At 61.8% G+C, this 25,789-nt stretch carries 33 protein-coding genes and 1 pseudogene; 16 read left to right on the top strand and 18 right to left on the bottom strand.

Annotation, left to right across the window (positions count from 1 at the left end; all coding sequences use genetic code 11):
• Positions 1–23 precede the first annotated feature (23 nt).
• Positions 24–596 carry a PilZ domain-containing protein gene (locus BN1188_RS06915; RefSeq protein WP_040260703.1) on the bottom strand — a complete coding sequence of 191 codons (573 nt, stop codon included), beginning with the start codon at positions 594–596 and terminating at the stop codon, positions 24–26.
• Positions 597–688: 92 nt separating this feature from the next.
• Between BN1188_RS06915 and BN1188_RS06910 the strand changes: the two genes are divergently transcribed.
• Genes BN1188_RS06910 through BN1188_RS06900 form a run of 3 tightly spaced genes read left to right on the top strand, consistent with a single transcriptional unit; the run spans position 689 to position 3,917 of the window.
• Complete coding sequence (locus tag BN1188_RS06910) at positions 689–1,936, top strand: lipoprotein-releasing ABC transporter permease subunit (RefSeq protein WP_040260702.1); 1,248 nt, start codon at positions 689–691, stop codon at positions 1,934–1,936.
• Positions 1,937–1,943: 7 nt separating this feature from the next.
• A complete protein-coding gene (gene lolD, locus BN1188_RS06905) occupies positions 1,944–2,627 on the top strand; it encodes a lipoprotein-releasing ABC transporter ATP-binding protein LolD (RefSeq protein ID WP_187375316.1) in 684 nt (227 codons plus the stop codon).
• Between the two features lie 48 nt (positions 2,628–2,675).
• Entirely contained in the window at positions 2,676–3,917 is a 1,242-nt protein-coding gene (locus tag BN1188_RS06900) for a lipoprotein-releasing ABC transporter permease subunit (protein WP_040260700.1), read from the top strand.
• A gap of 35 nt (positions 3,918–3,952) precedes the next feature.
• Here BN1188_RS06900 and BN1188_RS06895 read toward each other — a convergent pair whose 3' ends face one another.
• On the bottom strand, positions 3,953–4,387 hold the full coding sequence (locus BN1188_RS06895; protein WP_040260699.1) for a CBS domain-containing protein: 435 nt from the start codon (positions 4,385–4,387) through the stop codon (positions 3,953–3,955).
• A 191-nt stretch (positions 4,388–4,578) separates the two neighbouring features.
• Here BN1188_RS06895 and queF point away from each other — a divergent pair, with 191 nt between their 5' ends.
• Positions 4,579–5,409, top strand: coding sequence for an NADPH-dependent 7-cyano-7-deazaguanine reductase QueF (queF, locus tag BN1188_RS06890; protein ID WP_040260698.1), 831 nt, complete (start codon positions 4,579–4,581; stop codon positions 5,407–5,409).
• 8 nt (positions 5,410–5,417) lie between these two features.
• On the opposite strand, the gene BN1188_RS06885 is transcribed toward queF, so the two are convergent.
• A complete protein-coding gene (locus BN1188_RS06885) occupies positions 5,418–5,681 on the bottom strand; it encodes a DUF4404 family protein (RefSeq protein WP_040260697.1) in 264 nt (87 codons plus the stop codon).
• Between the two features lie 187 nt (positions 5,682–5,868).
• Between BN1188_RS06885 and BN1188_RS06880 the strand changes: the two genes are divergently transcribed.
• Entirely contained in the window at positions 5,869–6,570 is a 702-nt protein-coding gene (locus BN1188_RS06880; RefSeq protein WP_040260696.1) for an MlaA family lipoprotein, read from the top strand.
• A gap of 38 nt (positions 6,571–6,608) precedes the next feature.
• Here the strand turns inward: BN1188_RS06880 and BN1188_RS06875 are convergent, their stop codons facing one another.
• Positions 6,609–6,905, bottom strand: coding sequence for a PilZ domain-containing protein (locus tag BN1188_RS06875; protein WP_040260695.1), 297 nt, complete (start codon positions 6,903–6,905; stop codon positions 6,609–6,611).
• Between the two features lie 271 nt (positions 6,906–7,176).
• Here BN1188_RS06875 and rssB point away from each other — a divergent pair, with 271 nt between their 5' ends.
• Together rssB and rssC are read left to right on the top strand one after the other, a co-directional pair.
• The gene (gene rssB, locus BN1188_RS06870) at positions 7,177–8,361 is read left to right on the top strand and encodes a two-component system response regulator RssB (protein WP_040261386.1); all 1,185 of its coding nucleotides are present in this window, start codon (positions 7,177–7,179) and stop codon (positions 8,359–8,361) included.
• Complete coding sequence (gene rssC / locus BN1188_RS06865) at positions 8,358–8,840, top strand: anti-sigma factor antagonist RssC (RefSeq protein WP_040260694.1); 483 nt, start codon at positions 8,358–8,360, stop codon at positions 8,838–8,840. Before rssB ends, rssC begins: the two co-directional genes overlap by 4 nt.
• 92 nt (positions 8,841–8,932) lie before the next feature.
• On the opposite strand, the gene tal is transcribed toward rssC, so the two are convergent.
• The 5 genes from tal to BN1188_RS06845 form a co-directional block, all read right to left on the bottom strand.
• Positions 8,933–9,862: a transaldolase gene (gene tal, locus BN1188_RS06860; RefSeq protein WP_040260693.1), complete on the bottom strand. Its 930-nt coding sequence runs from the start codon at positions 9,860–9,862 to the stop codon at positions 8,933–8,935.
• 116 nt (positions 9,863–9,978) lie between these two features.
• Entirely contained in the window at positions 9,979–10,989 is a 1,011-nt protein-coding gene (gene dusA, locus BN1188_RS06855; protein WP_040260692.1) for a tRNA dihydrouridine(20/20a) synthase DusA, read from the bottom strand.
• A 239-nt stretch (positions 10,990–11,228) separates the two neighbouring features.
• Positions 11,229–11,849: a hypothetical protein gene (locus BN1188_RS06850; RefSeq protein WP_052469192.1), complete on the bottom strand. Its 621-nt coding sequence runs from the start codon at positions 11,847–11,849 to the stop codon at positions 11,229–11,231.
• Between the two features lie 15 nt (positions 11,850–11,864).
• On the bottom strand, positions 11,865–12,011 hold the full coding sequence (locus BN1188_RS21580) for a hypothetical protein (protein ID WP_157395808.1): 147 nt from the start codon (positions 12,009–12,011) through the stop codon (positions 11,865–11,867).
• Positions 12,012–12,079: 68 nt separating this feature from the next.
• Positions 12,080–12,409: an Ogr/Delta-like zinc finger protein gene (locus BN1188_RS06845; protein ID WP_084596170.1), complete on the bottom strand. Its 330-nt coding sequence runs from the start codon at positions 12,407–12,409 to the stop codon at positions 12,080–12,082.
• A gap of 278 nt (positions 12,410–12,687) precedes the next feature.
• Between BN1188_RS06845 and BN1188_RS06840 the strand changes: the two genes are divergently transcribed.
• Together BN1188_RS06840 and BN1188_RS21575 are read left to right on the top strand one after the other, a co-directional pair.
• Positions 12,688–13,005, top strand: coding sequence for a helix-turn-helix domain-containing protein (locus tag BN1188_RS06840; protein ID WP_040261384.1), 318 nt, complete (start codon positions 12,688–12,690; stop codon positions 13,003–13,005).
• A 101-nt stretch (positions 13,006–13,106) separates the two neighbouring features.
• Positions 13,107–13,265, top strand: coding sequence for a hypothetical protein (locus BN1188_RS21575; protein WP_157395807.1), 159 nt, complete (start codon positions 13,107–13,109; stop codon positions 13,263–13,265).
• A 79-nt stretch (positions 13,266–13,344) separates the two neighbouring features.
• Here BN1188_RS21575 and BN1188_RS06835 read toward each other — a convergent pair whose 3' ends face one another.
• Both BN1188_RS06835 and BN1188_RS06830 read right to left on the bottom strand, forming a co-directional pair.
• Entirely contained in the window at positions 13,345–13,659 is a 315-nt protein-coding gene (locus BN1188_RS06835; protein WP_040260691.1) for a phage holin, lambda family, read from the bottom strand.
• Positions 13,660–13,710: 51 nt separating this feature from the next.
• The gene (locus tag BN1188_RS06830; protein ID WP_052469191.1) at positions 13,711–14,106 is read right to left on the bottom strand and encodes a head completion/stabilization protein; all 396 of its coding nucleotides are present in this window, start codon (positions 14,104–14,106) and stop codon (positions 13,711–13,713) included.
• A gap of 280 nt (positions 14,107–14,386) precedes the next feature.
• Here BN1188_RS06830 and BN1188_RS06825 point away from each other — a divergent pair, with 280 nt between their 5' ends.
• The gene (locus BN1188_RS06825) at positions 14,387–14,776 is read left to right on the top strand and encodes a nuclear transport factor 2 family protein (RefSeq protein WP_040260690.1); all 390 of its coding nucleotides are present in this window, start codon (positions 14,387–14,389) and stop codon (positions 14,774–14,776) included.
• An 81-nt stretch (positions 14,777–14,857) separates the two neighbouring features.
• On the opposite strand, the gene BN1188_RS06820 is transcribed toward BN1188_RS06825, so the two are convergent.
• From BN1188_RS06820 to BN1188_RS06810, 3 genes are read right to left on the bottom strand one after another with little or no spacing between them, the layout of a single operon-like run.
• Positions 14,858–15,520, bottom strand: a complete 663-nt coding sequence (locus tag BN1188_RS06820) for a glycosyltransferase family 2 protein (protein ID WP_040260689.1) — start codon at positions 15,518–15,520, stop codon at positions 14,858–14,860.
• Positions 15,517–16,116 (bottom strand): class I SAM-dependent methyltransferase, encoded by a 600-nt coding sequence (locus BN1188_RS06815; RefSeq protein WP_040260688.1) that lies wholly within the window; start codon positions 16,114–16,116, stop codon positions 15,517–15,519. The genes BN1188_RS06820 and BN1188_RS06815 overlap by 4 nt, the downstream gene beginning before the upstream one ends.
• Complete coding sequence (locus BN1188_RS06810) at positions 16,113–16,883, bottom strand: PIG-L deacetylase family protein (protein ID WP_052469190.1); 771 nt, start codon at positions 16,881–16,883, stop codon at positions 16,113–16,115. The genes BN1188_RS06815 and BN1188_RS06810 overlap by 4 nt, the downstream gene beginning before the upstream one ends.
• A 348-nt stretch (positions 16,884–17,231) precedes the next feature.
• Between BN1188_RS06810 and BN1188_RS06805 the strand changes: the two genes are divergently transcribed.
• Entirely contained in the window at positions 17,232–17,438 is a 207-nt protein-coding gene (locus BN1188_RS06805) for a DUF2934 domain-containing protein (RefSeq protein ID WP_040260687.1), read from the top strand.
• 127 nt (positions 17,439–17,565) lie between these two features.
• Here the strand turns inward: BN1188_RS06805 and BN1188_RS06800 are convergent, their stop codons facing one another.
• Positions 17,566–18,138 carry a GNAT family N-acetyltransferase gene (locus tag BN1188_RS06800; RefSeq protein ID WP_040260686.1) on the bottom strand — a complete coding sequence of 191 codons (573 nt, stop codon included), beginning with the start codon at positions 18,136–18,138 and terminating at the stop codon, positions 17,566–17,568.
• Between the two features lie 53 nt (positions 18,139–18,191).
• Positions 18,192–19,565, bottom strand: coding sequence for a nucleotide 5'-monophosphate nucleosidase PpnN (gene ppnN, locus BN1188_RS06795; RefSeq protein ID WP_040260685.1), 1,374 nt, complete (start codon positions 19,563–19,565; stop codon positions 18,192–18,194).
• Positions 19,566–19,819: 254 nt separating this feature from the next.
• Between ppnN and BN1188_RS06790 the strand changes: the two genes are divergently transcribed.
• The 3 genes and pseudogenes from BN1188_RS06790 to BN1188_RS22250 all read left to right on the top strand — a co-directional run bounded on the left by BN1188_RS06790 (position 19,820) and on the right by BN1188_RS22250 (position 22,733).
• Positions 19,820–20,578: a substrate-binding periplasmic protein gene (locus BN1188_RS06790; RefSeq protein WP_040260684.1), complete on the top strand. Its 759-nt coding sequence runs from the start codon at positions 19,820–19,822 to the stop codon at positions 20,576–20,578.
• A 220-nt stretch (positions 20,579–20,798) separates the two neighbouring features.
• Positions 20,799–21,872: pseudogene (locus BN1188_RS22255) on the top strand (HAMP domain-containing protein); the annotation flags it as partial.
• A gap of 18 nt (positions 21,873–21,890) precedes the next feature.
• A complete protein-coding gene (locus BN1188_RS22250; RefSeq protein ID WP_408633596.1) occupies positions 21,891–22,733 on the top strand; it encodes a methyl-accepting chemotaxis protein in 843 nt (280 codons plus the stop codon).
• Between the two features lie 48 nt (positions 22,734–22,781).
• Here the strand turns inward: BN1188_RS22250 and BN1188_RS06780 are convergent, their stop codons facing one another.
• The gene (locus BN1188_RS06780; RefSeq protein WP_052469189.1) at positions 22,782–23,708 is read right to left on the bottom strand and encodes a YsnF/AvaK domain-containing protein; all 927 of its coding nucleotides are present in this window, start codon (positions 23,706–23,708) and stop codon (positions 22,782–22,784) included.
• A 29-nt stretch (positions 23,709–23,737) separates the two neighbouring features.
• Complete coding sequence (locus BN1188_RS06775; protein ID WP_052469188.1) at positions 23,738–24,181, bottom strand: YsnF/AvaK domain-containing protein; 444 nt, start codon at positions 24,179–24,181, stop codon at positions 23,738–23,740.
• A 278-nt stretch (positions 24,182–24,459) separates the two neighbouring features.
• On the opposite strand from BN1188_RS06775, the gene BN1188_RS06770 reads away from it, so the two are divergent.
• Positions 24,460–25,500 carry a GGDEF domain-containing protein gene (locus tag BN1188_RS06770; RefSeq protein WP_040260682.1) on the top strand — a complete coding sequence of 347 codons (1,041 nt, stop codon included), beginning with the start codon at positions 24,460–24,462 and terminating at the stop codon, positions 25,498–25,500.
• 64 nt (positions 25,501–25,564) lie between these two features.
• Positions 25,565–25,780, top strand: coding sequence for a VF530 family protein (locus BN1188_RS06765; RefSeq protein WP_040260681.1), 216 nt, complete (start codon positions 25,565–25,567; stop codon positions 25,778–25,780).
• The last annotated feature ends 9 nt before the right edge of the window (positions 25,781–25,789 follow it).

Here is a 25,789-nt window from a genome sequence, read left to right as displayed (position 1 = left end):
GCTGGTTCCTTGTAGAGAGAGGGTCAGACCGCGTCCAGAGCCTGGTCGCGGGCCTGGCGACGTTCCATCGCCTGCTTCTGCAGAACGTAACGGGCCAGCAACTGACGCTGGGCATCCGTGCTGCCTTCGAATTCCACGCCGATGGCGAAGCCGCCATCGGCCAGTGGATCGCAGTGCACCACCCGAGCGCGCAGCATCATGCCCAGCGCCTGGGGCATGAAGGCCATTTTCAGGTCCAGGCGGGTGCCTGGGGCGTAGGGGGTGTCATGCTGGAAGTCCAGCCCGGCTTCAGACATCACTACAGGGCGTGGCTCGCCCAGCGAGCCCATCAGCATCTGGGCGACCACCTGGCTGAGCAGGTCGATGCGTTTGTTCTGGGCCTTGAGGAAGCCGCCCAGAGCACGGTGGGTGTCGCCCAACTGGCGCAGCAGATGCTGGGATTCGAACTCGCTCAGGTGCAATTCGCTGAGCAGGTTGAACAGCGGGGAGCCCTCGTCGGCCGGGTCATCGCCAGCGTTCAAGGGGGTTATTTCAAGTGCGATGCGATCCTCGATACGGTAGTATTCGCGGCGCTCTGCTTCATCTGGTGTCGGCATGGCGAACCCAAGTTGGCGGTTGTGGTCCGAGTGTACGACCGCCAGGGCGGCCTCGCCACACGGATGTTCCTTTCACTCGAACAAGCACTTACATGTTCAGACCTCTTTTTGCCTTCATTGGCGCGCGCTATACACGCGCCAAGCGTCGGAATCACTTCGTTTCATTCATTTCCCTGACTTCCATGACCGGCCTGGCGCTCGGCGTGATCGTGATGATCGTAGTCTTGTCGGTGATGAACGGCTTCGATCGGGAAATGCGCAATCGCGTGCTGGGCATGGTGCCGCACGCGACCATCGAGGCAGGTCAGCCCATAGATGCCTGGCCGACCCTGGCCCGAAAGGCGGAACGCTTCCCGGGCGTGGCTGCCGTGGCGCCTTTCACTCAACTGCAAGGGTTGCTCACCCATGACGGCAAGGTGCAGAAGGTCTTGCTCAACGGTATCGACCCGGCTCAGGAAAACAAGGTTTCCATCATCGACGGCTTCCTGCGTCAGGGCCAGCTCAGCGACCTGGCCAGCGGCGGCTTCGGCGTGATGTTGGGGGACAAGGCGGCAGCCAGGCTAGGGGTGAAGGTGGGCGACAAAGTCACCTTCGTGGCCCCCGAAGTGACGGTCACCCCGGCAGGCATGTTCCCCCGGATGAAGCGGTTCACGGTCAGCGGTATTTTCCATGTCGGCGCCGGGGAAATCGACGGCTACCTCGGGCTGGCGAACCTCGAAGACCTCGGCCGCCTGCACCGTTGGAAGCCAGGGCAGGTACAGGGGTTGCGGTTGAAATTCGATGATCTGTTCGAGGCACCGCGCGGTGCCTACCAGCTGGCCCATGAGCTGGGAGACGACTACTACACCCGGGACTGGACCCGTACTCACGGCAACCTGTATCAGGCCATACGCATGGAAAAGAACATGATCGGCCTCCTGTTGCTGCTGATCGTGGCGGTGGCGGCGTTCAACATCATTTCGACCCTGGTCATGGTGGTCAACGACAAGCGCGGTGACATCGCCATCTTGCGTACCCTGGGCATGACACCACGGCAGATCATGGCTGTATTCATGGTCCAGGGCACCATCATCGGTGTGATCGGGACCTTGGTCGGCGGCGTGCTGGGCATGCTGGGCGCGCTCAACGTCAGCCGGGCCATCGCCGGGCTGGAAAGCCTGATCGGGCATAAATTCCTCAACCCGGACGTCTATTTCATCGATTACATCCCCTCCCAGTTGATGGCCGAGGACGTGGTGCTGGTCTGCGGCGCGGCCCTGGCCCTGAGCTTCCTTGCCACCTTGTACCCGGCCTGGCGCGCGGCGCGTACCCAGCCCGCGGAGGCGCTACGTTATGAGTGATCTGGCCATGAGTGATAAAGCCGTATTGAGCTGCCGCAACCTGGGCAAGGCCTATGAAGAAGGCCCGGAGTCCGTGGTGGTGCTTTCCAACCTGGAGCTGGAGCTGCATGCCGGCGAGCGGGTGGCCATCGTGGGCACCTCGGGGTCGGGCAAGAGCACTTTGCTCAACCTGCTCGGCGGCCTCGACACGCCCAGCCAAGGCAGTGTCTGGCTGGCCGGCGAGCAATTATCCGCGCTGAACGAGCGCGACCGCGGCCTGCTGCGCAATCGCGCCCTGGGCTTCGTGTATCAGTTCCATCACCTGTTGGCCGAATTCACCGCGCTGGAAAACGTGTGCATGCCATTGCTGATCGGCCGCACGCCGATTCCCGAAGCGCGCCAGCGCGCCACTGAATTGCTCGAGCGGGTCGGTCTCGGGCATCGCCTCGCGCACAAGCCCGCCGAATTGTCCGGTGGCGAACGTCAACGCGTGGCCATCGCCCGGGCGCTGGTCAATCGTCCGGGCCTGGTCATGCTCGACGAACCCACTGGCAACCTGGACCAGCACACTGCCCAGGGTATTCAGGACCTGATGCTCGAGTTGAGCCGTTCCCTGCGTACCGCGTTCCTGGTGGTCACCCATGATCCCAACCTGGCACGGCAGATGGACCGCGTACTCAAGCTGGACGGGGGCCGCCTGGTCCCTCTGTAACTCCCGGAGGCGCGCCGCGCCTCCTATTTCCTTGCATACGGTGCGCCCATGTTCAGACCCTTGCCCCTTTTTATCGGCGCTCGCTATACCCGGGCCAAGCGCCGCAACCATTTCATCTCCTTCATTTCCATGACCTCCATGATCGGCCTGGGCCTTGGGGTATTGGCCATGATCGTGGTGCTGTCGGTCATGAATGGCTTCCAGAGGGAAATGAGTAATCGCATTCTCGGCATGGTGCCCCACGCTACCGTGGTAGGTAATACGCCCATCGACGATTGGCGTCCGGTGGCCGAAGCGGCCTTGCGCAACCCGGAAGTGATGGCCGCCGCGCCCTTTACTGAACTCGACGGCATGCTTTCCTACAAAGGTGCGATGCAGCCCATTCAGTTGAGCGGGGTAGACCCGGCCGAAGAGGGCAAGGTATCCATAGTTGCCAGTCATGTTACCCAGGGCAGTCTGGGGGCGCTGGCGCCGGGCGAATTCGGGGTGGTGATCGGCGATATCACGGCTCGCCGTTTCCGCCTGGGAGTAGGGGACAAGCTTACGTTGATCGTGCCGGAGCTCAGCGGGGCCCCGGGAGGAATTACCCCGCGCATGCAGCGGTTGAAGGTCGTCGGTATCTTCAAGGTGGGGGCCGAGATCGATGGCTCGCTGGCGCTCATCCATATGGCCGACGCCGCGCAGTTGCAAAAGTGGTCGCCGGGCCAGGTGCAGAGCGTGCGCTTGAAAGTCCGTGACCTCTGGGCCGCGCCCCAGGTGGCAAGCGCCGTGGCCGGGTCGCTGGGGCAGGGCTACCATGCGGATGACTGGACCCACACCCAGGGCAGCCTGTTCAGCGCCATGAAGATGGAAAAGACCATGATCGGGCTATTGCTGCTGATGATCGTGGCGGTGGCCGCCTTCAACATCATCGCGACCCTGGTGATGGTGGTGAACGAGAAGGGTAACGACATCGCCATCCTGCGCACCATTGGCGCCACGCCCCGGCAGATCATGGGCACCTTCATGGTCCAGGGCAGCATCATCGGCGTGATTGGCACCCTGGTAGGCAGCGTGCTGGGGATCATCCTGGCCCTGAACGTCAGCCAGGTGGTGGGCTGGCTGGAGCGCCTGACCGGGCAGCATATCTTTACCTCGGACGTCTATTTCATCAGCAACCTGCCTTCACAGTTGCAATGGCAAGACGTACTGCTGGTGAGTGGCGCAGGCCTGGTGCTGAGCTTCCTGGCTACTCTCTACCCGGCATGGCGAGCGTCGCAGATCCAGCCTGCCATCGCGCTTCGGGAATAGGTGTCGGCTTCGCTGGCGCCCTCGGGGCGCAGGCATCATTCGCCCCGAATGTATTGCTCCAGCTGCCGGATCAGGCTGGCCTGCTCGGCGATGGCTTCCTTGACCAGGTCGCCGATGGACAGCAGGCCCAGTAGCTGGCCGTTTTCCACTACCGGCAAATGACGAAGATGGCTTTCGGTCATGATGCTCATGCAGGCTTCGATGCCTTCGCTCGGCCCCACCGTTACCACCGGAGCGCTCATGATGGCTCGCACAGGCGTGCCGGCGGAAGAACGCCCGGCCAGAACCATCTTGCGCGCATAGTCTCGCTCACTGACGACGCCAACCACGGTTCCGCCTTCAACCACGGGCAGGGCGCCGACGTTCTTTTCCGCCATCAGCTTCAAGGCATCGAGGACTATCTGGTCCGGGCCTATGGTGAACACGTCCTGGTGGGCTTTGAGCTTGAGCAATTGCGCTACGGTTTTCATGGTCGGCCTCGGTCGATCGGGTTGACTAATGTTGCACTGCAAGTCAGCAAGCATCGTTCACGAACCGTCAGGTCACAAGTCCAGAACCGACATGGCCTCGATGCAAAATCTCGATTGACGGCGGCCGACGTGGCTGGCGCAGCCATGTTCAGCGGGTAGAATGGTGGCTTCCCCGTTCTAAGGTTCTGTCGATGCACCCCGCTGCCGAAGATTCACCACTGGGCAAAGCCAGCCAGTACGTTTCGAGCTACACGCCCAGCCTGCTGTTTCCCATCCCCCGCGCTGCCAAGTGGGCCGAGCTGGGCCTCACCGCCAGCACCCTGCCTTATACAGGGGTGGATCTCTGGAACTGCTATGAGCTGTCCTGGCTGTTGCCGTCCGGCAAGCCCGTCGTGGCCATTGGTGAGTTCGCGATCCCGGCCGACTCGCCCAACATCATCGAGTCCAAGTCGTTCAAGCTTTATCTGAATTCCTTGAACCAGACCGTATTCGCTTCGGTGGACGCCTTGCAGGCTTGCCTGGAGGCCGACCTCTCCACGGCAGCCGGAAGGCCGGTGGGGGTACGCGTGCGGCCCTTGACCGAGATCGAGGCCGAAGGGCTGGGGGTCTTGCCGGGCCTGTGCGTGGACGGACTGGATATCTCAGTGCAGGACTACAGCCACCCGCGTCCCGAATTGTTGCGCTGCGAGCCTGGACGCATTGTCGAAGAAAGCCTGCATAGCCATTTGCTGAAGTCCAACTGCCCGGTCACGAGCCAGCCGGATTGGGGCAGCCTGGCCGTCACCTACAAGGGCCCCGCGCTCGACCACGCCAGTTTCCTGGCCTACGTCGTCAGTTTTCGCGAACATTCGGACTTCCACGAGCAGTGCGTCGAACGCATCTTCCTGGACCTTCTGCAGTTGCTGGAACCAGAGCGCCTGACGGTCTTCGCTCGCTATGTGCGCCGCGGCGGACTGGACATCAACCCTTACCGCAGCACCCATGAAACCGCGTTCGACAATCGCCGACTGGCGCGGCAGTAACTCGCGTTTCAGATCCCGATATTGCCAAGTGTTTGCATGATGTTGCGCAGCGCTCCGGCCAGGCCGGGGTGCTCCACTTCGAAACGCTCGGCGGCCAGGTTCACTCCGTCTACGAGACTGTCGCTTTGCGTGGCATCTTCGAGCTGCATGCGCGCCTCGATCTGCTGCATCAGGTCATTGAGCTCTGCGCGCTCCTCCAGCGTAGCGGGCGGGTTGCGCTCGAGTTCTTCGCGTAGCGCAGCCAGTTGATTCTGTAATTCGCGGGCTGGCATAGGGGGTCTCCTTTGAGGTCAGCACAGCCATTGACCGTGGCGAACGGTCAAAAATCCCCGTTGTCATCATAAGCTTAGGTCAGCGCCTTGCTCGCGCGCCTGCGCGGTGGCCGCTTAGGCCTTATACTGCTCGGGTTTTGCCATGGGCGGGCGCGGGTCGCACGCCTTTATCCATGAGGAATCGATTATGCGTGTCAAGGGTAGCGCCCTGCTTCACCGTTTCGCCGGCACTTGCCTCGCCGCCGGGCTGGCCATGGTGCCCGCCCTGGGCCTGGCTGCCGAGGAGGACCCTTGGGAAGGGGTCAACCGAGCCATCTTCCGTTTCAACGATACGCTGGACACCTACACCCTCAAGCCCCTCGCCAAGGGCTATCAGGCGGTGACTCCGCAGTTCCTCGAGGACGGCATCCACAACATGTTCAGCAACGTGGGTGATGTCACCAACCTGGTCAACAATGTGCTGCAGGCCAAGCCAGCGGACGCGGGCAAGGATACGGCGCGCATAATCTTCAATACCACCTTCGGCCTGCTGGGCTTTTTCGACGTGGGTACCCGCATGGGCCTGCAGCGCAGCGACGAGGACTTCGGGCAGACGCTGGGGTACTGGGGCGTGCCGAGCGGGCCCTATGTGATGCTGCCGTTCTTCGGCCCGAGCACGGTGCGTGATACTGTTGGCAAGTACCCTGATACCTACGCCCGGCCGTACCGCTACATCGATCACGTGCCGACCCGCAATACCCTGTTGGGGGTCGATATTGTCGATACCCGCGCCAGCCTGCTGTCTGCTGAAAAGCTGATCAACGGTGACAAGTACCTGTTCCTGCGCAATGCGTACCTGCAGAACCGGGAGTTCAAGGTCAAGGACGGGCAGGTCGAGGACGATTTCTGACCTGAATCAAAAAAGGGGCCGTTGCAGGCCCCTTCGTTTCAGTGCTTGATGACGCTCAACCCCAGTATCCGCTCGCCGTTGGGCAAGTCCTCTACGCGTACTACTTCGGTCATGGCGTCGTAGTCGGCCAGGTCCTTCGAGTGTGAGGGCAGGTGCACCTGCACGCGGTCGCCCAGTTGCCATTGGCATCGGGCCCGCAACTGGATGCCGTTGCCCGACAGGTCGTGGCATACCGCCTGGATGCGCTCACCGTGCGCCGTGGCCGTGACTTCCGCATCCACGGTCATGCGGATGAAATCCCGTTTCTCGCTGTACTGCTGGTCCAGCTGGCCCATGTTCTCTTCCTTCGATGGGGGGAAAAACTTTCACGGTTTTATAACGCTGCCTCAATTAAGGTGTAAAGGGGCCTTGCGACCATCGGTGCCCGCTTGAATCCCCAGGCGGATGGGAGTACCGTCTGCGCCTTACCAGGCACCTCCAATATTTGCCGTGCAGGTCAGTTTGGCCTACACCATAGCTGAGGGGCCAGAAAAGAAAACCAGTGATGCCGTTCTGCCCCGGCCGAGCCTTCCTGATGCCAACCCATTTCTGGCGCCGTTTGCCCAAATGCAAAACTCCAGTGCAACGCTGCTCATAATCGACGATGACGATGTAGTGCGGGCCAGCCTTGCCGCCTACCTCGAAGACAGCGGCTTCCACGTCCTGCAGGCGAACAATGGCCTGCGCGGCCTGGAGATGTTCGAGCAAGCCCAGCCGGATCTGGTCATCTGCGACCTGCGCATGCCCCAGGTCGGTGGCCTCGACATTATTCGCCAGATAGGCGAGCGCGGTGCCGGGGTGCCGGTGATCGTGGTCTCCGGGGCAGGGGTGATGAGCGATGCGGTGGAGGCCTTGCGCCTGGGTGCGGCGGATTATCTGATCAAGCCCCTGGAAGACCTGGCCGTGCTGGAGCATTCCGTGCATCGCGCCCTGGACCGGTCCCGGCTGATGCGGGAAAACCAGCGCTACCGCGAAAAGCTCGAAACCGCCAACCGCGAGCTGGAAGCGAGCCTGCATCTGCTCCAGGAGGACCAGAACGCCGGCCGCCAGGTGCAGATGAACATGTTGCCGGTCAACCCCTGGGTCACGGGGGCCTTTCGGTTCGAGCACCAGATCATCCCCTCGCTGTACCTCTCTGGGGACTTCGTTGATTGTTTCCGGGTCGATGAGCAACGGGTGGCCTTCTATCTGGCGGACGTATCCGGGCATGGCGCTTCGTCGGCTTTCGTTACGGTGCTCTTGAAATTCATGACCACGCGCCTGATGTTCGAATCCAGGCGCAACGGATTGATGCCGCAGTTTCGGCCTTCGGATGTGCTCTCGCATATCAACCGCGGGCTGATCAACTGCAAGCTGGGCAAGCATGTGACCATGGTCGGGGGGGTCATCGACGAACAGAGTGGCGCTCTGACCTACAGCATCGGCGGTCACTTGCCGCTCCCCGTGCTGTTCGATGGCACCCAGTCGCGTTACCTGGAAGGGCGTGGGCTGCCTGTGGGGCTGTTCGATGAGGCAAGCTACAGCAACCACGAAATCGCTCTTCCGGAGCGCTTCAGCCTTACCCTGTTCTCCGATGGCATTCTGGATCTTTTGCCTGGGGACACGCTCAAAGACAAAGAAGCTGCCTTGCCGGAAATCGTCAAGGCCGCGGGCGGGAGCCTGGACGGCTTGCGTCAGAAGTTCGGATTGGCCACCCTTGGAGAGATGCCGGACGACATCGCCATGTTGGTGCTTAGCAGGAATTTTGAATGAGTACCGGTAGAATCCAGTTCGCCGAACAGAGTGGCACCTTTGTCCTCAAGTTCGTCGGGGAAGTGCGCCTTACCCTTTGTTCGGCCCTGGATGCCACCATCGAGCGGATCTTCTCCGCCCTGGACTTCTCTGCCATCGTGATCGACCTCACCGAGACCCGGAGCATTGACAGCACCACGCTTGGCCTGCTGGCCAAGCTGTCCATTCTGTCACGGCAAAAGGTCGGGCTGTTGCCAACCGTGGTCACCACCCATGAGGACATCACGCGGCTGCTGAGCTCCATGGGTTTCGATCAGGTCTTCAATATCGTGGACCGGCCCATCCCCTGTCCGGAATGCCTGACCGACCTGCCATCGCAGGATCAATCCGAGGACGTCGTACGCTCCAAGGTGCTGGAAGCCCACAAGATCCTGATGGGCTTGAACGACTCCAACCGTGAAGCCTTCCATGACCTCGTCAACGCGCTGGAGCGTAGCTGACCTAAGCGTCAGGCCTTGGCGGTTTACTGGTAGGAACCAGCGCGGCTGGCGAATGGAGCATCAAGCCCATCCGCCGGCCGGCCCTTGTAGGCTTAGCCCTTGTATTCGCGAATGAGCGTCTCGAGCTTTTCCTGGTCGCGCGCAAACTGGCGGATGCCTTCGGCCAACTTTTCCGTGGCCATGGCGTCTTCGTTGGACAACCAGCGGAACTTGGCTTCGTCCAATTGCAGCTTGGCCTCACCGGTGTTGCCGGGGTTCAGCTTGCGTTCCAGGCTGCCTTGGTCCTGTTGGAGCTTGTCCAGCAGGTCAGGGCTGATGGTCAGCCGATCGCAACCCGCCAGCTGTTCGATCTGGCTGGTATTGCGGAAGCTGGCGCCCATGACCACGGTGTTGTAGCCATTGGCCTTGTAGTAGTTGTAGATGCGCGTCACAGACTGCACGCCCGGGTCTTCGGCACCGGTGTAGTCGGTGTTGTTCGCCTTCTTGTACCAATCGTAGATACGACCGACGAAGGGCGAGATCAGGAATACCCCGGCGTCAGCGCAAGCGGCCGCCTGGGCGAAAGAGAAGAGCAGGGTAAGGTTGCACTGGATACCCTCCTTCTCAAGCTGCTCGGCGGCGCGGATGCCTTCCCAGGTGGAAGCGAGCTTGATCAGAACGCGGTCCTTGCTTACGCCGGCCTTTTCATACAGTTCGATCAGGTGGTTGGCTTTGCTCAACATGGCCTGGGTGTCGAAGGACAGGCGCGCGTCCACTTCCGTGGAAATACGGCCCTCGATGGCCTTGAGGATTTCCCCGCCCACTGCCACGGAAAGCGCATCGGCGGCCACGCCTACATCACCCTTGGCTTCGCTGATGGTTTTCTTCAGCACTTCGGCATAGCCCGGCAGGCTCGCGGCCTTGAGCAGCAGAGAGGGGTTGGTGGTGGCGTCCTGGGGCTTGAGGCGCTTGATGGCGTCCAGGTCACCGGTATCAGCCACGATGGTGGTGAATTGTTTCAGTTGTTCCAGCTTGGAAGTCATGAGCGTTCTCTGTCCTTTAGGTTTGACGACATTACCCCAGCGCCGACGGCCTCTCAACGGGCCCAGGCACTAAAAGATACGACCCTTCGAGTGCGACCGCCGCCATGGGTTCCGGATCACCGTCCCTCGAGCAGGGCGGCGGCTTGATCCAGCAGCGCCAGCGGGTCGGCGGCCTTGTGGATGTCTACCGACAACAGCTGGCGGAAGCGCCGGGCACCCGGGAAGCCCTGGGCCAGACCCAGCATGTGTCGGGTCACGTGGTGCATGGCGCCGCCACTGCCGACATGGGCGGCAATGTAGGGCCGCATCCGCGCCAGTGCCTCGCTGCGGCTGATTACCGGTGCGTCCCTGCCGAACAGGCGCTGATCTACCTCGGCGAGCAGGTAAGGGTTATGGTACGCCTCCCGGCCCAGCATTACGCCGTCGAACGTCTGCAAATGCGTCGCGCACTCTTCCAGCGTCTTGATCCCGCCATTGAGGATGATCTCCAGTTGCGGAAAATCCCGCTTTAGCTGCGCGACCACTTCGTAGCGCAGCGGTGGAATGTCTCGGTTCTCCTTGGGGGATAATCCTTCGAGGATGGCGATGCGGGCATGCACGGTGAAACTGTTGCAGCCCGTTTGTGCAATCTTTCCAACGAAGTCACAGAGTTGCGGGTAACTGTCGCGGCCATTGATGCCTATTCGATGCTTGACCGTAACGGGAATGCTAACCGAATCCTGCATGGCCGCGATGCACTCGGCGACCAGCTCCGGGTGAGCCATGAGGCAGGCGCCGATCAGGTTGTTCTGCACCCGGTCGCTGGGACAGCCCACGTTAAGATTGACTTCATTGTAACCGGCGGCCTCCGCCAGCCTGGCACAGGCGGCCAGGTCCGCCGGGACGCTGCCGCCGAGCTGTAGGGCAAGCGGGTATTCGGCCGCGTCATGCTGCAGAAAACGAGCGGTATCGCCGTTGAGCAAGGCGCCCGTGGTGACCATTTCAGTGTAGAGCAGGGCGTGGCGTGATAGCTGGCGAAGGAAGAACCGGCAGTGTCTATCAGTCCAATCCATCATGGGGGCAACGGAAAAGCGCCGGGAGAGCGCAGGATGCGTGGGGGCTGGGGTTGGAGAAAGGTTTGAGGTCATTTTGAAATGTCTGGTAATGGCTGATTCGAAACCGCTTGCGCCGGTTTTGAGGGGCCGTTGGTACGTAGTGACGCCGGCCTCAAGCTACCAGTGCTTGTGGCATCGATCAGGAAGCGAAACGTAGCAACGGCCCTTATGGGTGCACTGCCCAAGTTCGGCTGTTTCGAGCTGGTGACCCAGTTTATCAGGAAAGCCGAGCCTTCAATGCACTCCACTACAGGCCAGGGTAGGACCCCATCTCAAGCCGCCGCGCTCCGCTGGTTATGCAAGTCCGCGAATTCTTCGGGAGCGACAGGATCGGCATCAGCAAGCCATTCCAGCCCTGGTTGATCAAGCTGAGGCTCGAAGCCCAGCCGCACATAGGCCCGCTCCCCCTGTACGAAGAAATCGCCGCCCCACAACGATATGCTCCCGGGACCGATTCCCAAGGCTTGCCAGGTCGGGTCGGCATCTATGCGTGCCGGGCAGTGTTGCTGCCATATATCCAGCAGACGTTCATGCTTATCTTGAATGGTGCTCGGCGTCAGCAGCCTGAGGTTCGTGGGAATGCGTGCCCGCAAGCGTAACGTCCGTGCGCCATAGCGGTCCGCGCGGCGCCAGTGGCGATCCAGTTCGACGCCGCCGACCAACTGTATGCCGCCGATGAAGCGCCCCTGCAACCAAGTAAAGGACACGGGCGTGCCGCGCAACAGATGGCCGAGGCGTTGTTTGGCATTTTCGAAGCCGGCGACCTTGGCTTCCCATTCCCGGATGGCCTGAACGATTCCGCTATCACTCGTAACCCGACAGGTCCGATAGGCCGTCTTGTCGGGGGCGCCGCAAGCAGAGGTCAATGTCCAGCTATTGAGGTCAACGTGCATGTGTGTACTCCTTTATCAGAAGGGCGGCGCTATCTCTAGCGTTCGCATCAGCTCCGCACCCAGGGGAACGCCGTAGGCCATGACGAAGATCAGGCTCGCCATGGCCAGCGCTTCGACGAAGATGACGATAAGTGCGCGCCCGAGGCGCTTTCTGGCGTGCATGGGGCCTCCTTGCACAAGGAACGGGCCTTGGCATCCTGTTCATTCAAGCGAGGTGTCTGGAACGAGGGTCAGTCCGGCGCGGACGTCTCCACGGATGCCCGGTGGAATTCGGCCAATGGAGCGCAACCGGTCCGGGCTCGATCCTTTCGCGCATCGGGCCCGGCGCGCTCCGGGACGGCAGCCCGACAGCGGCTTGCCCTTGGCAACTGAATATCAGGACGCGGCATCGCTGACGGGCTGAGCTCGTGGGTCATTTCGAATTGGGCGCGGCAGGCCCATCCACAGCCTTCGTTCATACATTGCAAGTAGGCGATGCGCAGGAACACATGGGTGCCTTCGCTAGTGCGTATGCGCATTTTTTCCTGGCAATGAGGGCAAACCAGCTTATACACGCTCATGATGGGTGGCCGCCGTAGAGGCGGCCGAAGGATCGGCGCGGTGCCTCACTTGGATTCCAGGCCGCCGCGCCCCGGACCATGCGGCTGGCGGATTCCGTAATACGGTGAACGAACTCTGTGATCAGGAAGGGGTGGGCAGTCCGAATGCGCGGACCGGTGCCTGTCTGTACTTGCTCCGGGTAAGGGCTCATAGCATATTCCGCTTATGGATGTGGTATGCATTGGATAGACGGTATTCAACGTATGTTGAATCGTCAAGAGTCGAGGTATTCGTTTTGTTGAAAATAGGTGATCGGCTCAAGGAAGAAAGGCAACGCTTGGGTTTTAGCCAAGCCGACTTTGCCGCATTGGCCGGGGTTGCCAAAACCAGCCAGTTCAATTACGAAAAGGGTGATCGCAGCCCGGATGCTGAATACCTGGCGAAGGTGCTGGGGGCCGGGGCTGACGTGCTTTACATCATTAGCGGTGGGCGAGCTGCCAGCAGCGTCGAGCTTGCCCCGCAAGAGGCGCTTTTGCTCAGCCGCTACCGCGATGTCAGTATTCGGGATCGAGAAACCCTGGACCATATCCTGGAGCGCATGCTGGCCGCCCGGTAGATAACCGGCTTGGGACGTTCACGTTTGTTTCTCAGACTTTTCTCGGCAGCTGCGGCGAGTCGCCAAGGGTCAATCTTGTGCCTCCCCTCAGGAATAGGTACATGCCCGAGCAGTTTGAAAAGAGCCCCACGGTCGAATCCCAGTTCAACAAAACGGAACGCACGCTGATAAGGTTGTACAGGCTTCTACCCCGGCGTGATCGACAGCACTTGCACCGGGTGCTGTTCATTCTGGTCAAGGCTGCGCTCAAACGGCGCTGAGGCCGTCGCCGTTGCTTCTGAGGCGTGCAGTCTCGTTTTAACTGCAGACCGGATCCGCGCCAATGGCCCGGGGGCCGACTCATGGAGGACCTACATGCCTTCCAAGCAGACGCAGCGTGAGGGCACGAATCGCCTCTACTCCCAGTAAACCGACCAAACCTCCCACGAAGGGCGCGGCGCTGTCGGCGATGTCCAGCAGCGCCAGTCCTGAACTCGCCGCCAAGGTCAGGGCAGCGCACAGCAAGGCTTCAACGAGCGTGCGACGCAGGCTTCCCCGGCGATAGATCACCCTCAGCGCAGAAATGGTCCCGGCCAGCAGGGCGGCATACACGACAGGCCAATGCTGGCCCACCCAAGCCAAAAGGCATGCGCAAGTGTTTGCTTTGTCAGGCATGATGCCGGTCCTCATGATGGATAGGAAAGGGCGCTTCGGGCCTGGTCTGGCTCAGGCTTGCTCGAGCAGCATGCAGACGGCTCGATTGCGACTGCGCTGGTAGTCGGTCGCAGTCACGCGGCATTGTCTGGCCCAGCGCGGGCATAGCGAGGCGCCAACCTGACAATAGAGCGCCCGTCGGTAAAGGCTTGACAGGGCACCCGCCGGCTCGGAGGGAGCGATCGGGACCTGCTCGACGGTGATGTAGCCCTGGGCGCGACTACGTTGCTTGAAAGTGCGCAACAGGCAGTTGAGCTCAGCCATGGCATCGAGCACCCCTTGTTCGAGGCGTGCGGTCGGCACATGCTCCAACGCCAGGGCAGTGGCTATGGAATGCAAGGCGATGTCCGGCCAGAACCCGTCGTTGTCGATAGTACCGCCGATAGTGGTCTTGATTGATCCGTTCACTTGCAATGCCCTCCGTGTTGGCTGTCATGGCCCATGTTCGGGCGGCAGCGCCAGTGGGGCAATCGGCATGGCTTGTACGGGTCTTTCCTACAAACACGGGTGTGCCAAGATCGCTCCCGAGGGGCCAAGCGATGTGGGCGGCCACGGGCAGGCGTCGTTGGCGGCATGCGCAACCATCGCGAATGTCACTGCCAGCCATGGGCAGACGCGATTGGTCGAGGACGCACCGGCCGCATAGGGTTAGCCCGCGCGCCGTTGCGCTCATTACAGAGACAGCATCATGACTGCCGAAGCCTTTACCCTTGCCGATGAGCTCATTGCCTTGGAACATGAACGCGCCCGCGCGCTCATGAGCGAAGACCACGAGAGCATCGCCCGACTATTCGCCGATGATCTGGTGTACGTACACACCACCGGGCTGGTCCAGAACAAGGTCCAGTACCAGGAATACGCCCGCAGCGCCGTGCGGTACCTGTCCGTGGAGCGGGGCGTCTTGCAGGTTCGACCCCTGGCCGAAGGCGTCGCCCTGATGAACGGCACCCAGGTCAATGTGCTGCAGAAGGCAGGCGGCGGCGAGCCGGTGCGTGCCGAGGGTTTCGTTACCCAGCTGTGGGTCAAGGGGAGTGGTGGCTGGCAAATGGTAGCGTTCCAAGGCACCCGCGCCTCCTGAAAGCGCGGGCTTACCTCATCGTACGCCCATTGCCTTATGGGCGTACTGACGGATCGAGGTCATTGGGTAGCGACAAACCCTTCAGGACTGCAACTGCTGAGCCAATCCCTTGAGGTAGTCGCTGAAGCCGCCCTGCGCCCGGCAGTCGAAGCGGGCACTGGTAATGACGCGGTTCAGGTGAGTCCATACGATGCGAGCGCCGCTGCGCTCCAGGTCCTCGACCAGGTGCACGTCCTCATGGGCGCTGAGCGGGCGGAACCCACCCACGCGACGGTAGGCCTTGGCGCACACGCCCAGGTTGGCGCCATGGATATGCCGGTGGCCATCCCGGTCCTGGTAGCTGGCCGTGTAAAGTGCCTGCACGTCTTCCGAATGCCCCGTCCAGTCCTGCACGTGCACGGTGCCGCAGACAGCCTCGGCATTGAAGGCCAACTGATTGAACAGCCAGTCCTCACCAACCAGGGAGTCGGCATCGGTACATGCCAGCCAGCGCGCGCCGCGGCCCAGCAGGTAGCTGGCGCCCACACTGCGGGCATGACCAACGTTGCGGCTGTTGACAGTCAAGGTATGCACGCCCAAGGCCATGGCAATGGCTTCGGAGCGGTCCGTGCATGCATCGAGCACCACCAGTACCTCGACAGGTTCGCCTTCCAGGCCTGGGTGACGCGCGGCGTCGAGCACTGAGCTCAAGCAGGCGCCTATCAACTGCTCTTCGTTATGAACCGGGACCAAGACACCAATCATTCGACCACCTCGCTCAAATCGAAGCCCGCCGGTTGGCGGCCCCATAGTTCTAGAATGAAGTCGTTTTCAATGTGATGAACCAGCGACTCGAGCTCCAGCGAGTCGGCCAGAACACGATGCACCTCGCGGCCTGTCATGGCGCATCCCTCGATCGGATGCAGCCAATGGCAGGCCAGCAGCGTGCCGCCGGAACTGAGGCTTGCCCCAGCCTGCCGGGCCACCGCCTGCCACTGCGCAGGGGCAAGGTAATAGCCCACTTCGCTGAACACGATCAGATCGAACTCACCCGTCGGCCACTGCTCGTCCAGCGACCCTTGTCGCACTTCCACGCCCTGATGGCCGGCCAGGCGCCGTTGCGCCAGCTCTACCGCCTGGGTGTTAAGGTCGGTGCACAGAAGGCGGTCGCAGCGCAGGGCCAAAGCCGCGCTCAACTCGCCATTGGAGCAGCCGGGCTCGAACCCTCGCCGGTAACGCTGGCGGGGCAGGCAGGCGAGGGTCAGGTCGCGCTTGCGCTTCTCGTACCAGCGACGTCGATAGGCCCAGGGATCCGGGTTACCGTCGTACAGTTCGTCGAAATAGTCTTCGGAGTCGCTCATACGAATACCAGTTCGAAGGGTTGCAACCATCGGCTGAGCGCTTCGGCACTCAGTACCGGCGGCGCGCCTGTGCTAGCGTCCGGTGCCAGTTGGCTGTGATGGGCTTCGATGGCTGCGCGCTTGCGGGCCAGATGTTCGTCGGACAAGGGCAGGCGCCGGGCGCGCTCCCAAGGCAAGCGCTGGTCTTCAGGCGCGGCCCAGTGCCAGGCCCATACCGGAATCTCCACCACCTGAGCGTCGACCGTTGTGGCTGCATCGAGGCAGGCCTGGCCGACCGCTTCATGGTCGCAATGGCCATCATGCCGCCAGGTGGTAAGTACCCGGTCGCCCGGACGCAGCAGCGCGGCAATGGCCCTGGTAAGCCCGGCCTGATCGCGTCCGGCCTGGCTGTCCGGAGCGTGCAGGCGGTGCCAGGTCAACTTTTCTTCCGCCAGGCCCAAGGCACTGAGCGCAGCCCGGCTTTCCTCCAGTCGAGTCTGTTTGAGCCGCTCCGGTGGCCAGACAGCAGACCCGGGATGACTACCTTCGCCGTCGGTCACCGAGACCAGCACCAGTTCTCGTTCGCTGCCGGCCAAGGCGGCGAGCAGTCCGCCACATGCCAGTACTTCATCGTCGGGATGGGGCGCTACTACCACGACTCGGCCATGACTCGGCGTGAGTGTATCCAGATCGATTTCCGCAACCTGTGCCAGGCGCTGGGAGCCTTGCCACGCGCTCAAGGGGGTACCGTCGGTTCGTATAAGATTTTCGCCGTCGCTCATGCCCATGGGCCTCCTTTCAGCGAGACCGAAACGTCCGTGACCTGAAATGCGGCCATGGGTAGACAACGGGAAGCGAGTGCCGTGGGGGGCATAATAATGGCAGGACGCTTTTCCGTCGGCAGCCGGTCATGAAGTGGCGTTAGGCGAGGCGAGGCAAGCGAGCTCATCGAGGGGTCCTGAAGCTGACATGATGTATAAGACGTGGACAACTTACGGCGGTTCACGGCATTTCGTCCGCTGCGTTCCCGACGGGGCGCCATTGTCGCCGGTGGTCGGCCTGTCGAGGCCGCTTGCCAACTTCTAACATTCTGCCCGGTCCACGATGGACCTACCTGGGACAAAAGGAGTACGGCGATGCACCTCGATGAGAAGAAGATTCAGGAGCGGGCACATCAGCTGTGGGAACGGGAAGGGCGCCCGGAAGGCGCGGCGCAGTCGCATTGGAAGCAGGCGGCGGAGGAAATTCGCTCCGAAGCCGAAACGGCGACCGAGGCCGATACCCCACGGGCCGTTTCCGGCGGCGTGGAAAGCGGCGTTGCCCAGCCGATGCCCAAGCCCTAGGCGCAGGCCCCGGGCGGTGCCCTTGCAACGGCGCCGCCTGCGGCCAGAGCAGAAATGAGCGCCCAGTGGCCATGCTCCTGGCTGAGGCTCGCTCGCGCCAGCCGGATGACGTGCCCTGGAGGAAGGCTCAGGATGGACGGCGCGGCCGCGATACTACAGATTCGATATTCTTGCGCCCGATCAATGGCGCCCCCCCGGCCGGTGGCTCTGCCGGCCCAAGCCATTTGAACATCACCAGGCAGTCCACAAGCCCGTCACGCCCATGCCTATAGGCCTTGGGTAGCCGACCGACCACCTCGAACCCCAGCTTCTGCCAGAGCGCCACGGCGACATGATTGCTGGTGACCACGGAATTGAACTGCATGGCGAGGAAGCCCAGCTCCCGAGCCACTCGCTGGGAGTGCTCGCACATTGCCCGGGCCACACCACGGCCTCGCGCCGTTTCGCTGACCATGTAGCCACAGTTGCTGACGTGGTTGCCGGGCCCGGCGGCATTGGCCTTGAGGTAATAACTGCCGAGCAAGGCGCCGTTCTCTTCCGCAACGAAGGTGCGCAAAGGGGCGTCCAGCCATAGTGCCTGGGCTTGGGCCTGGGACATCCCAGGGTCATAGGCGTAGGTATCCTGGCTGGCGATGACTCCCTGGAATGTAGGCCAGAAAGCAGTGAAGTCCACAGTCGTCATGGGGCGGATCTGGATCATGGTGTGCGTTCCGAAAAAGCGAAAGCGGCGCCGACCGGGGGCGCCGAAAAGTCTTACTGCACTACGCGGTAGCAAGGCACATAGGCCTCGCCGCCGGGCAGCTTCATGCGATGCTGGTCCACGAAGGCTCGCAGGAGTTTATCCAATGGCTGAAGGATCCCCGGATCGCCATGGATCTGGTAAGGGCCGTGGGCTTCGATCAGGCGGATGCCGTGTTCCTTGACGTTGCCAGCCACGATGCCGGAAAACGCCCGGCGCAGGTTCGCGGCCAGCTGGTGCGGGGGCACGTCCCGGCTCAGTTGCAGCGCTGCCATGTTCTCATGGGTGGGATCGAAGGGGCGCTGGAAGCTTTCCTCGATGCGCAGCAGCCAGTTGAAATGGAATGCATCGTTGCGCTCGCGACGGAACTGCTTCACATCCTTCAGGCCCTGGGCCATCTGCCGGGCGACCTCGGCCGGGTCGTCGACGATGATGCGGTACAGAGATTGAGCGTGCGCTCCGAGGGTAGCCCCGATGAAGTCATGCAGTTGCTCGAAGTAGGGCGCCGCGCTAAGGGGCCCGGTAAGCAGCAGCGGGAAGGGCAATTCGCGGTTGTCCGGATGCATCAGGATGCCCAGCAGGTACAGCAATTCCTCCGCGGTGCCGGCTCCTCCGGGGAAGACGATGATTCCATGCCCTACACGTACGAAGGCTTCCAGGCGCTTTTCGATGTCAGGCAGGATTACCAGCTCATTGACGATCGGGTTGGGCGCCTCGGCGGCGATGATCCCCGGCTCCGTCAGGCCCAGGTAACGGCCGCCGGTCAGGCGTTGCTTGGCGTGGGCAATGGTGGCGCCCTTCATGGGGCCTTTCATCACGCCCGGGCCACAACCGGTGCAGATGTCCAGTTTGCGCAGGCCCAGCTCGTGCCCGACCTTCTTGGTGTACTTGTACTCTTCGGTATTGATGGAGTGCCCGCCCCAGCACACCACCATCTTCGGCTCCACTCCGGCGCGCAGGGTACGAGCATTGCGCAACAGGTGGAATACATAGTCGGTAATGCCCTGGGAATCGCTCAGGTCGATTCTCTGGCTGTCCAGTTCGCTCTTGGTATAGACGATGTCGCGCAGCGCGCTGAACAGCATTTCCCGAGTGCTGGCGATCATCTCGCCATCAACGAAGGCATCGGCCGGCGCGTTGAGTAGCTCCAGGCGCACGCCCCGGTCCTGCTGATGGATACGGACCTCGAAGGCCTTGTAGGCGTCCAGGATGGTCTTGGCGTTGTCGACATGCGCGCCGGTGTTGAGGATGGCCAGGGCGCACTGGCGGAAGAGGGTATAGATGCTGCCCGACCCGGCTTCGCTCAACTGTTGCACTTCGCGCTGGGAAAGGGTTTCGAGGCTGCCTTTGGGGCTGATGGAAGCGTTGATTACGGCTCGTGCGGTCATACGGGGTTTCCTTGCAGCGTCCGGGCCGGAGGCGCCGGGCATCCATTGATCTGCCCTCGAGGCAGTACCACTGATGCGCATTGTTCAGGGGCTGCGTCAGGAAAGCAAACCCTGGCAGCGGTGTCGGCCTGCTGTCGGCTGAATATGCCATTGAGCCGGATGTTACGGTCAAACACTGGTCAGTGGCCGAACGGCGGCCTATCGTCGGCCAAGCGCTGTCAACCATCGGCCGGCCCGTCGGCCCGGGAGTGTCCATGGGAAGACTGTTAGTACGTTGCTGCCCCTTGGTGTGGCTGACACTGATGGCTTTTGCCGAAGCGCAGTCCTTGCAGCTGGCGGGCGACCGCTGGCCCCCGTATGTCGACACCACCTTGCCTGGCGATGGGCTGGCTACCGCGATCGTCCGCTCGGCCCTGTCCCGGGCTGGATACAGCACCGAGTTTTCCCAGGTCCCCTGGGCAAGAGCGGTTCGAGGCGTCGCCGAAGGCCGCTACGATGTATTGGTCACGGTCTGGTACAACGAGGAGCGTAATGGCTTCGGTCAGCATTCCTCAGGCTACCTGACCAACCGTATCCTGTTCTGGCGCAAGCAGGGTTCAGCCATCGAGTTCAATCGCGACCTTTCCGCGCTCAAGGATTACCCCATCGCGGTCAGTCGCGGCTATGCCTATAGTCCCGCCTTTGTCAGCGCGAAGAATCTGCTCAAGGTGCCGGTGCGCAACTTCGCCATGGCCGCCGAGATGCTGGTAGTGGGGCGGGTCGCGCTTGCGCTGGAAGACGAGCGGGTAGGGCGCCAAGTGCTGAGCCAGTCCCCGCGGCCCATGCAGGATCAGGTAGAACCACTGGATACGCCCCTGGCTGAACCGGACCTGCGTATTCTGGTAAGTCTCAAGAGGCCGGATCACGACGCCATCATCCGCGGATTCGACAAGGCCATCGCCAGCATGAGGGCAGATGGCACACTCCAGGCCCTGCTTGGGCAACGGCCTGCCAGACCTGCTCCGGCCCCCTGACCAGGCGCAGCCTCTGACCCCTGTGGTGGTCACGCGCCGGCTGGCAAATCAGCGCGCTTTTCTGCCGTCCTTACCTATGCTTTGACTTCGAGCGGCCAATTGAAGGTCAGGGCGAGGCGGGCTGATCGCCGGCCTCGGTCCGGCCTGTAACCCGATTACAGTCGGCCGAGTCTTGGTTTTCCGCGGGGCCTCGGGTCGTCGCGTTCATGGGAAGCACTTGATGAAGATCAAACAGAAGCTGGTTCTAGCCTTCGCGACCATCGCGGCCCTTCCGGTGATCCTGGTAGCCGCGGTCGTGGTATACAACCTGCGCAGCGAGGCCCAGACAGGGTTCGAAACCACCAGTAGCCGCGAGATCCGCCAAGTGGAGAACGCCATGCAACTGTTCTTCGAAGGCATCGACCAGAACGTGGCTTTCCTGGCGAACAGCCCGGTGCTGCAAAACCTTCCCGGGCATTTGACGCGCTACATGGCCAACGGCGGAGGGCCAGGCGATCGTGACGCTCAGGTACTGGGTGTTCTCGACCTTTTGCTCAAGACGCACCCCGCCTATGCCTATGTATCCGTTGGCGCCGCGGACGGTGGCTACGCCTCCAAGCCGGACTCCGAGCTCGGTGACTATGACCCACGCAAGCGCCCCTGGTATCAGGCGGCTCTGGCCAAGCCGGGGCAGACCTTGCGCACCGCGCCCTATTACTGGGCCGCGGACAAGGTAGTGCTGGTCAGTACGGTGCGGACCCTGCCCGGTCAGGACGGCAGCCCCGCCGCGGTCGTCAACATCGATGTGTCCCTGCGTCAGCTGACCGACCTGATCCAGCAGATCAAGCTCGGAGACAACGGCTATGTCATCCTGGCAAACAACGACGGTACCATCCTGGTCGACCCCAAGCAGCCGGAACACAATTTCAAGAACCTTTCCGAACTGGGCCAGGCCTATGTCAGCCTGGGCCAAGCCGAGCGGGGGCTGGCCCAGGTCACCCTCGACGACCAGGCCTACCTGGCCAATATATGGCCTTCGGACAAGCTGGGCTGGCGCTTCATTGGCCTGGTGCCCAAGGCTGAAGTCATGCACAGCGCCGTGAACCTCACATGGTTGATCGTGGTGATCGCCGCCGTTTTCGCCCTGGCTTTCGCTGGAGCCGGGAGTCTCTTCGCCGGACTCCTGGTGCGGCCCATCCATGCCGTCGCCACAGGGCTGGAGGGCATTGCCCAGGGCGAAGGCGATCTGTCCGCTCGTCTGGAGGTTCGCGGCAAGGACGAAACCGCTCAGTTGGCAGGCTGGTTCAACCGCTTCCTGGGCGCTATCGGCAGCATGATCCAGCGCATCGGCCAGGCCTCGGGACACATCCACCAATCATCCCGGGAATCGATTCAGGTGGCCGAGGAGTTGGCGCAGACCGCCGAGCGCCAGCGCACGGCGGTGGATATGGTTTCCACGGCGTTCCATGAAATGGTGGCCACCTCCAACGAAGTGGCGCGTTCCTGCAGCCAGGCCGCGGAGTCAGCCGACAGTGGCCAGCGCCAGGCCCGTGAAGGGCAATTGCAAGTCGACCAGGCAGTGGAGCGGGTCGGGCGGCTGAGTTCTGAAATCGAGGTGTCCGCCGAGGCGATGCGCCAGCTTCGTCAGGAGAGCAGCGATATCCAGTCGATTCTGAGCACCATCAGCTCTATTGCAGAGCAAACCAACCTGTTGGCACTCAACGCTGCCATCGAAGCCGCACGAGCCGGCGACCAGGGGCGAGGCTTCGCTGTCGTCGCCGATGAAGTGCGCGCGCTGGCGCGACGGACGGCCGATTCCACGGGCGAGATCGATACCCTCCTGGGCAACCTGGCACGCCGGACCCAAGCCATGGGCGAGCAGATGGAGGCCAGCCTGCGCATGTCCAGGGATACGGTGCAGGCCATCAGTGAAGCCCGCGGCAGCTTCGAGCGCATCCGTGAATCGGTGGATGTAATCAGAGACATGAGTACGCAGATCGCAACGGCGGCGGAAGAGCAGCACCACGTGGCGGAAGACATCAACCGCAATATCGGAGACATCCATGGGGATGCTCAGCGGGTTTCCGAGTTGGCGGAGGCGACACGCAATGAGGCCACGCACCTGACCGCGCTTTCTGAAGAGCTCAACGACCTGGTAGGACGGTTCCGGACTTGATGGCAGGCGGGGCGCCAGCCTGGCAGGCTGGCCTCCCCGCGGCGGTGCTTAGCGGTCTTTGAAAGGCGTATTGCGTTCAGCCGAAGCGGCAGCGCCGATCGGTTGGTTCTGGCGCGTTTCCTGGACGTCCACGTCAGTGCGACGTACCTTGTCGCGCACGGTTTCGGTGTGCTCGGTAGCCTTCTTGCCTACGCTGATTTCCTCGACCACGCGAGCGGACTTATCCACGACCACTTCCTGAGCGGTTTCCTGGATTTCCACGCTGCCTCCCTTGAACGCTTGCAGGTCAGCGGCGGTAGCGGCGCGGTCGACGGGGCGGCGCTGGATGCTGGCGTGCTCTTCACGCAAGCTGACGGTTTCTTCCACCGGACGCTCGGTCACGCGGGTGACCACACGTACTTTGCCTGTATTGATGTCGCGTTTGCCCACACGGAGCTCTTCCTCGATCACCGGAATGGCGGTACGGCCAGAGAGGTCAGCGGTGGTGGCGGTGGTATCCGTGGCGGTGATGCCCTGATGAGTGCCTGCCAGATGGGAAACCTCACCGGCACGGGCAGTCATGGGCGCGCCGTCGGTCCAGCTGGCGCTGCGCTCGTCGATATCGATAGCCCTTTGCTCTTCGAGCAGGGATTCGATGCGCTCGGCTTCCTCATCGGTGGCTGCAGTGACGGTCACCAGGGTTGCGCCACGGCGATAGGCCTCGGGGTAGGCGGAGGCGTAGCGATGAGGCTGGCCATCGTCGTCGCTGCCGAACAGCGAATGGAAGAAGTGACTGATCTTGCCGCCCATGGAGTCGTCATGACGGTCGCCATGTACCGAGCCGGTGGCCATGGTGCTTCCCATGGTAGTGCCGGTTTCAGTCTGAGGCGCCGACAGCGTGATGTTGCTGTCGGAAATGTTGAGGGCCAGCAGCTTGGCTTTGGCCGCCTGTGCGGTGGTCAGGTCATCGAAGGCAGCAACCAATGTATGTTTCATATATACCTCGCAAGTATGTCAGGAATAATTCAGAGCTCAGTTTTTCGATCAGGCGACGTTCGCGTTGATCCGAGAGCCTCGGAAACTTCACTTCTATTCACGACCACCTCTTCCTTTCTCAGGGCGATGGTGTGAGTTTCGACAACTTCGCTGACGCTGTGCCGAACATGCAGTTCTTCCTTGAGGATAAGGCGCTTTTCAATGAAGAGCATTTCTTCCAGAACAGGGATGATGGTCACGCCATTTTCAGTCCTGACCTGGGGTGGTGATACAGGGTCCACCACCGTGCCAACAGGAACCCGCTCTACGACGGCCTCTTCACGACGAAGCGGCTCCGAGATCGTCTGGGTCTGAACGTCGACGGTCTTCTCCAGCCGAACGTGCCCGGTAGGCACTGTCCGCTTGGAGACCGTAGCGACTTCTTCCAATATCGGAAGTGTCATGGAAGCTTCGAGCGTGGGTTTTTCATCCATCTTCAAAGTATTACCTGTCAGCACTTATCCGCGACTGCTATGTACTTGAGTGATGCGGCTTGGCTTGAGTTCAACCGGATTGGGCAGAGATTGAAAACATTGACGAACGGTTCGTGTCGCCGGCTGGATTCATGGAGCGGCCGGTTATGTCGCGACAATATTTAGCGCTCCAGACGTATCGGTACTCGAAATGCGATGGTCACCACAGCAAGGGTTCAAGCCTTGCGCCATCGAGCCGATAACTTCGCACATGCTCCCGCTTCCTATCGAGACCCTTCATGGACAGCCTGTCCGACACCGACCGTGCCTACGTGCTGCAGCACGCCACGAAGCAATTCTGGAAGCACATCGTGCCTATCGTAGTGATGGCGTTCATCATCCACGTCCTGTTGTTGGTGGCGTTCGCTGCGTTGGGGGTCGTGCCGTTGTTGGTCGGCAACAGCTTCAGCGTGCTGGCTTACCTGTTCTGTCTCAAGGCAATCAGGCAGGGCTCCTTCGAGATGGCCGGATTGGTCATGAGCGTTGAGATCATCTTGCACGCGATACTGGCGACCTGGGTACTGGGGTGGGCCAGTAACTTTTATTTCTACCTGTTCTGTGTTGTGCCCATCATCGCCTTCTCCTTCCAGGCTGCCCCGGTCAAGCGCGGGCTCTTGAGTTCGTCCATCGTGCTAGTGGCCCTTGTCGGCTTCGCTTGGCGGGATTCATGGGGCCAAGGCGCGGCTGCGCTTTCCTCCGTTTCACTGGAGGCTTTCGGCATGGTCAATGTGGTCATCGCCATTGGCCTGCTGCTGCAGGCAACCACCTTGAGCGAACGCTATGCCCTGGCCATGCAACTGCATCTGTTCCACAGCGCGAACCGTGACAGCCTGACCAATCTCTACACACGGCGCCGGGTGACACAGGCCGCGCGTCACCTGCCATCGCAGGGGGCGGTAAGCCTGCTGCTGCTGGATATAGACCATTTCAAGCAGATCAATGATCGCCACGGCCATGAGATCGGTGATCGAGTGCTGCAACAGGTGGCGAAGGTACTTGAGGAGACGATAGGGGAGAGGGGCATGGCTGCGCGCTGGGGTGGCGAAGAGTTCGTGCTGTTGATGTTCGATACCCCGCTGGCCCAGGCAAAGGAGGCCGCCGAGCATATTCGCAAGCATCTGAGGCGGATCAGTGCCGAGCTGGATTTCTCGGTGACGGCTACCTTTGCCGTGGCCGAGTTCGGCGATCGCGAGGCGTTGGCCAGGGTCTTACAGCGCGTAGACCAGGCGCTGTACCAAGGCAAGCTGCAAGGCCGCGACCGGGTCATGCTGGCTCGCTAGCCAGGTGAATGCCAGGGGGCATGCGATGCAGTAAGCTGGCGGCTTTCTCCATCGAACGACGCTCATGACCCAGAAAGACCCGCTCCATGGCATCACGTTGCAACAGCTGCTGACCGAACTGGTGGCTCACTACGGCTGGTCGGGGTTGGCCAAGGAGGTAGATGTGCGCTGCTTCAAGAACGATCCGAGCATCAAATCGAGCCTGGCGTTCCTGCGCAAGACCCCCTGGGCACGTGAAAAGGTCGAGGCGCTCTACGTGCGGCTATGCCGGCGCGACTGATCCGCGCAG

Source organism: Pseudomonas massiliensis, assembly GCF_000826105.1.
GTDB lineage: Bacteria > Pseudomonadota > Gammaproteobacteria > Pseudomonadales > Pseudomonadaceae > Aquipseudomonas > Aquipseudomonas massiliensis.
This window is presented reverse-complemented; position numbering and strand designations above follow the sequence as displayed.

Coding starts and splice junctions, on each gene's coding strand:
- BN1188_RS06910 (WP_040260702.1), top strand. CDS start 689: ATGTTCAGACCTCTTTTTGCCTTCATTGGCGCGCGCTATACACGCGCC.
- BN1188_RS21580 (WP_157395808.1), bottom strand. CDS start 12,011: ATGCACGCCAGAAAGCGCCTCGGGCGCGCACTTATCGTCATCTTCGTC.
- BN1188_RS06790 (WP_040260684.1), top strand. CDS start 19,820: ATGGGAAGACTGTTAGTACGTTGCTGCCCCTTGGTGTGGCTGACACTG.
- lolD (WP_187375316.1), top strand. CDS start 1,944: ATGAGTGATAAAGCCGTATTGAGCTGCCGCAACCTGGGCAAGGCCTAT.
- BN1188_RS06915 (WP_040260703.1), bottom strand. CDS start 596: ATGCCGACACCAGATGAAGCAGAGCGCCGCGAATACTACCGTATCGAG.
- BN1188_RS06780 (WP_052469189.1), bottom strand. CDS start 23,708: ATGAAACATACATTGGTTGCTGCCTTCGATGACCTGACCACCGCACAG.
- dusA (WP_040260692.1), bottom strand. CDS start 10,989: ATGACCTCAAACCTTTCTCCAACCCCAGCCCCCACGCATCCTGCGCTC.
- BN1188_RS06850 (WP_052469192.1), bottom strand. CDS start 11,849: ATGCACGTTGACCTCAATAGCTGGACATTGACCTCTGCTTGCGGCGCC.
- BN1188_RS06875 (WP_040260695.1), bottom strand. CDS start 6,905: ATGGGCCAGCTGGACCAGCAGTACAGCGAGAAACGGGATTTCATCCGC.
- ppnN (WP_040260685.1), bottom strand. CDS start 19,565: ATGACCGCACGAGCCGTAATCAACGCTTCCATCAGCCCCAAAGGCAGC.
- BN1188_RS21575 (WP_157395807.1), top strand. CDS start 13,107: ATGCCCGAGCAGTTTGAAAAGAGCCCCACGGTCGAATCCCAGTTCAAC.
- BN1188_RS06885 (WP_040260697.1), bottom strand. CDS start 5,681: ATGCCAGCCCGCGAATTACAGAATCAACTGGCTGCGCTACGCGAAGAA.
- BN1188_RS06880 (WP_040260696.1), top strand. CDS start 5,869: ATGCGTGTCAAGGGTAGCGCCCTGCTTCACCGTTTCGCCGGCACTTGC.
- queF (WP_040260698.1), top strand. CDS start 4,579: ATGCACCCCGCTGCCGAAGATTCACCACTGGGCAAAGCCAGCCAGTAC.
- BN1188_RS06805 (WP_040260687.1), top strand. CDS start 17,232: ATGCACCTCGATGAGAAGAAGATTCAGGAGCGGGCACATCAGCTGTGG.
- BN1188_RS06845 (WP_084596170.1), bottom strand. CDS start 12,409: ATGAGCGTGTATAAGCTGGTTTGCCCTCATTGCCAGGAAAAAATGCGC.
- rssC (WP_040260694.1), top strand. CDS start 8,358: ATGAGTACCGGTAGAATCCAGTTCGCCGAACAGAGTGGCACCTTTGTC.
- BN1188_RS06800 (WP_040260686.1), bottom strand. CDS start 18,138: ATGATCCAGATCCGCCCCATGACGACTGTGGACTTCACTGCTTTCTGG.
- BN1188_RS06825 (WP_040260690.1), top strand. CDS start 14,387: ATGACTGCCGAAGCCTTTACCCTTGCCGATGAGCTCATTGCCTTGGAA.
- tal (WP_040260693.1), bottom strand. CDS start 9,862: ATGACTTCCAAGCTGGAACAACTGAAACAATTCACCACCATCGTGGCT.
- rssB (WP_040261386.1), top strand. CDS start 7,177: ATGCAAAACTCCAGTGCAACGCTGCTCATAATCGACGATGACGATGTA.
- BN1188_RS22250 (WP_408633596.1), top strand. CDS start 21,891: ATGATCCAGCGCATCGGCCAGGCCTCGGGACACATCCACCAATCATCC.
- BN1188_RS06900 (WP_040260700.1), top strand. CDS start 2,676: ATGTTCAGACCCTTGCCCCTTTTTATCGGCGCTCGCTATACCCGGGCC.
- BN1188_RS06835 (WP_040260691.1), bottom strand. CDS start 13,659: ATGCCTGACAAAGCAAACACTTGCGCATGCCTTTTGGCTTGGGTGGGC.
- BN1188_RS06895 (WP_040260699.1), bottom strand. CDS start 4,387: ATGAAAACCGTAGCGCAATTGCTCAAGCTCAAAGCCCACCAGGACGTG.
- BN1188_RS06770 (WP_040260682.1), top strand. CDS start 24,460: ATGGACAGCCTGTCCGACACCGACCGTGCCTACGTGCTGCAGCACGCC.
- BN1188_RS06815 (WP_040260688.1), bottom strand. CDS start 16,116: ATGAGCGACTCCGAAGACTATTTCGACGAACTGTACGACGGTAACCCG.
- BN1188_RS06765 (WP_040260681.1), top strand. CDS start 25,565: ATGACCCAGAAAGACCCGCTCCATGGCATCACGTTGCAACAGCTGCTG.
- BN1188_RS06775 (WP_052469188.1), bottom strand. CDS start 24,181: ATGGATGAAAAACCCACGCTCGAAGCTTCCATGACACTTCCGATATTG.
- BN1188_RS06810 (WP_052469190.1), bottom strand. CDS start 16,883: ATGGGCATGAGCGACGGCGAAAATCTTATACGAACCGACGGTACCCCC.
- BN1188_RS06820 (WP_040260689.1), bottom strand. CDS start 15,520: ATGATTGGTGTCTTGGTCCCGGTTCATAACGAAGAGCAGTTGATAGGC.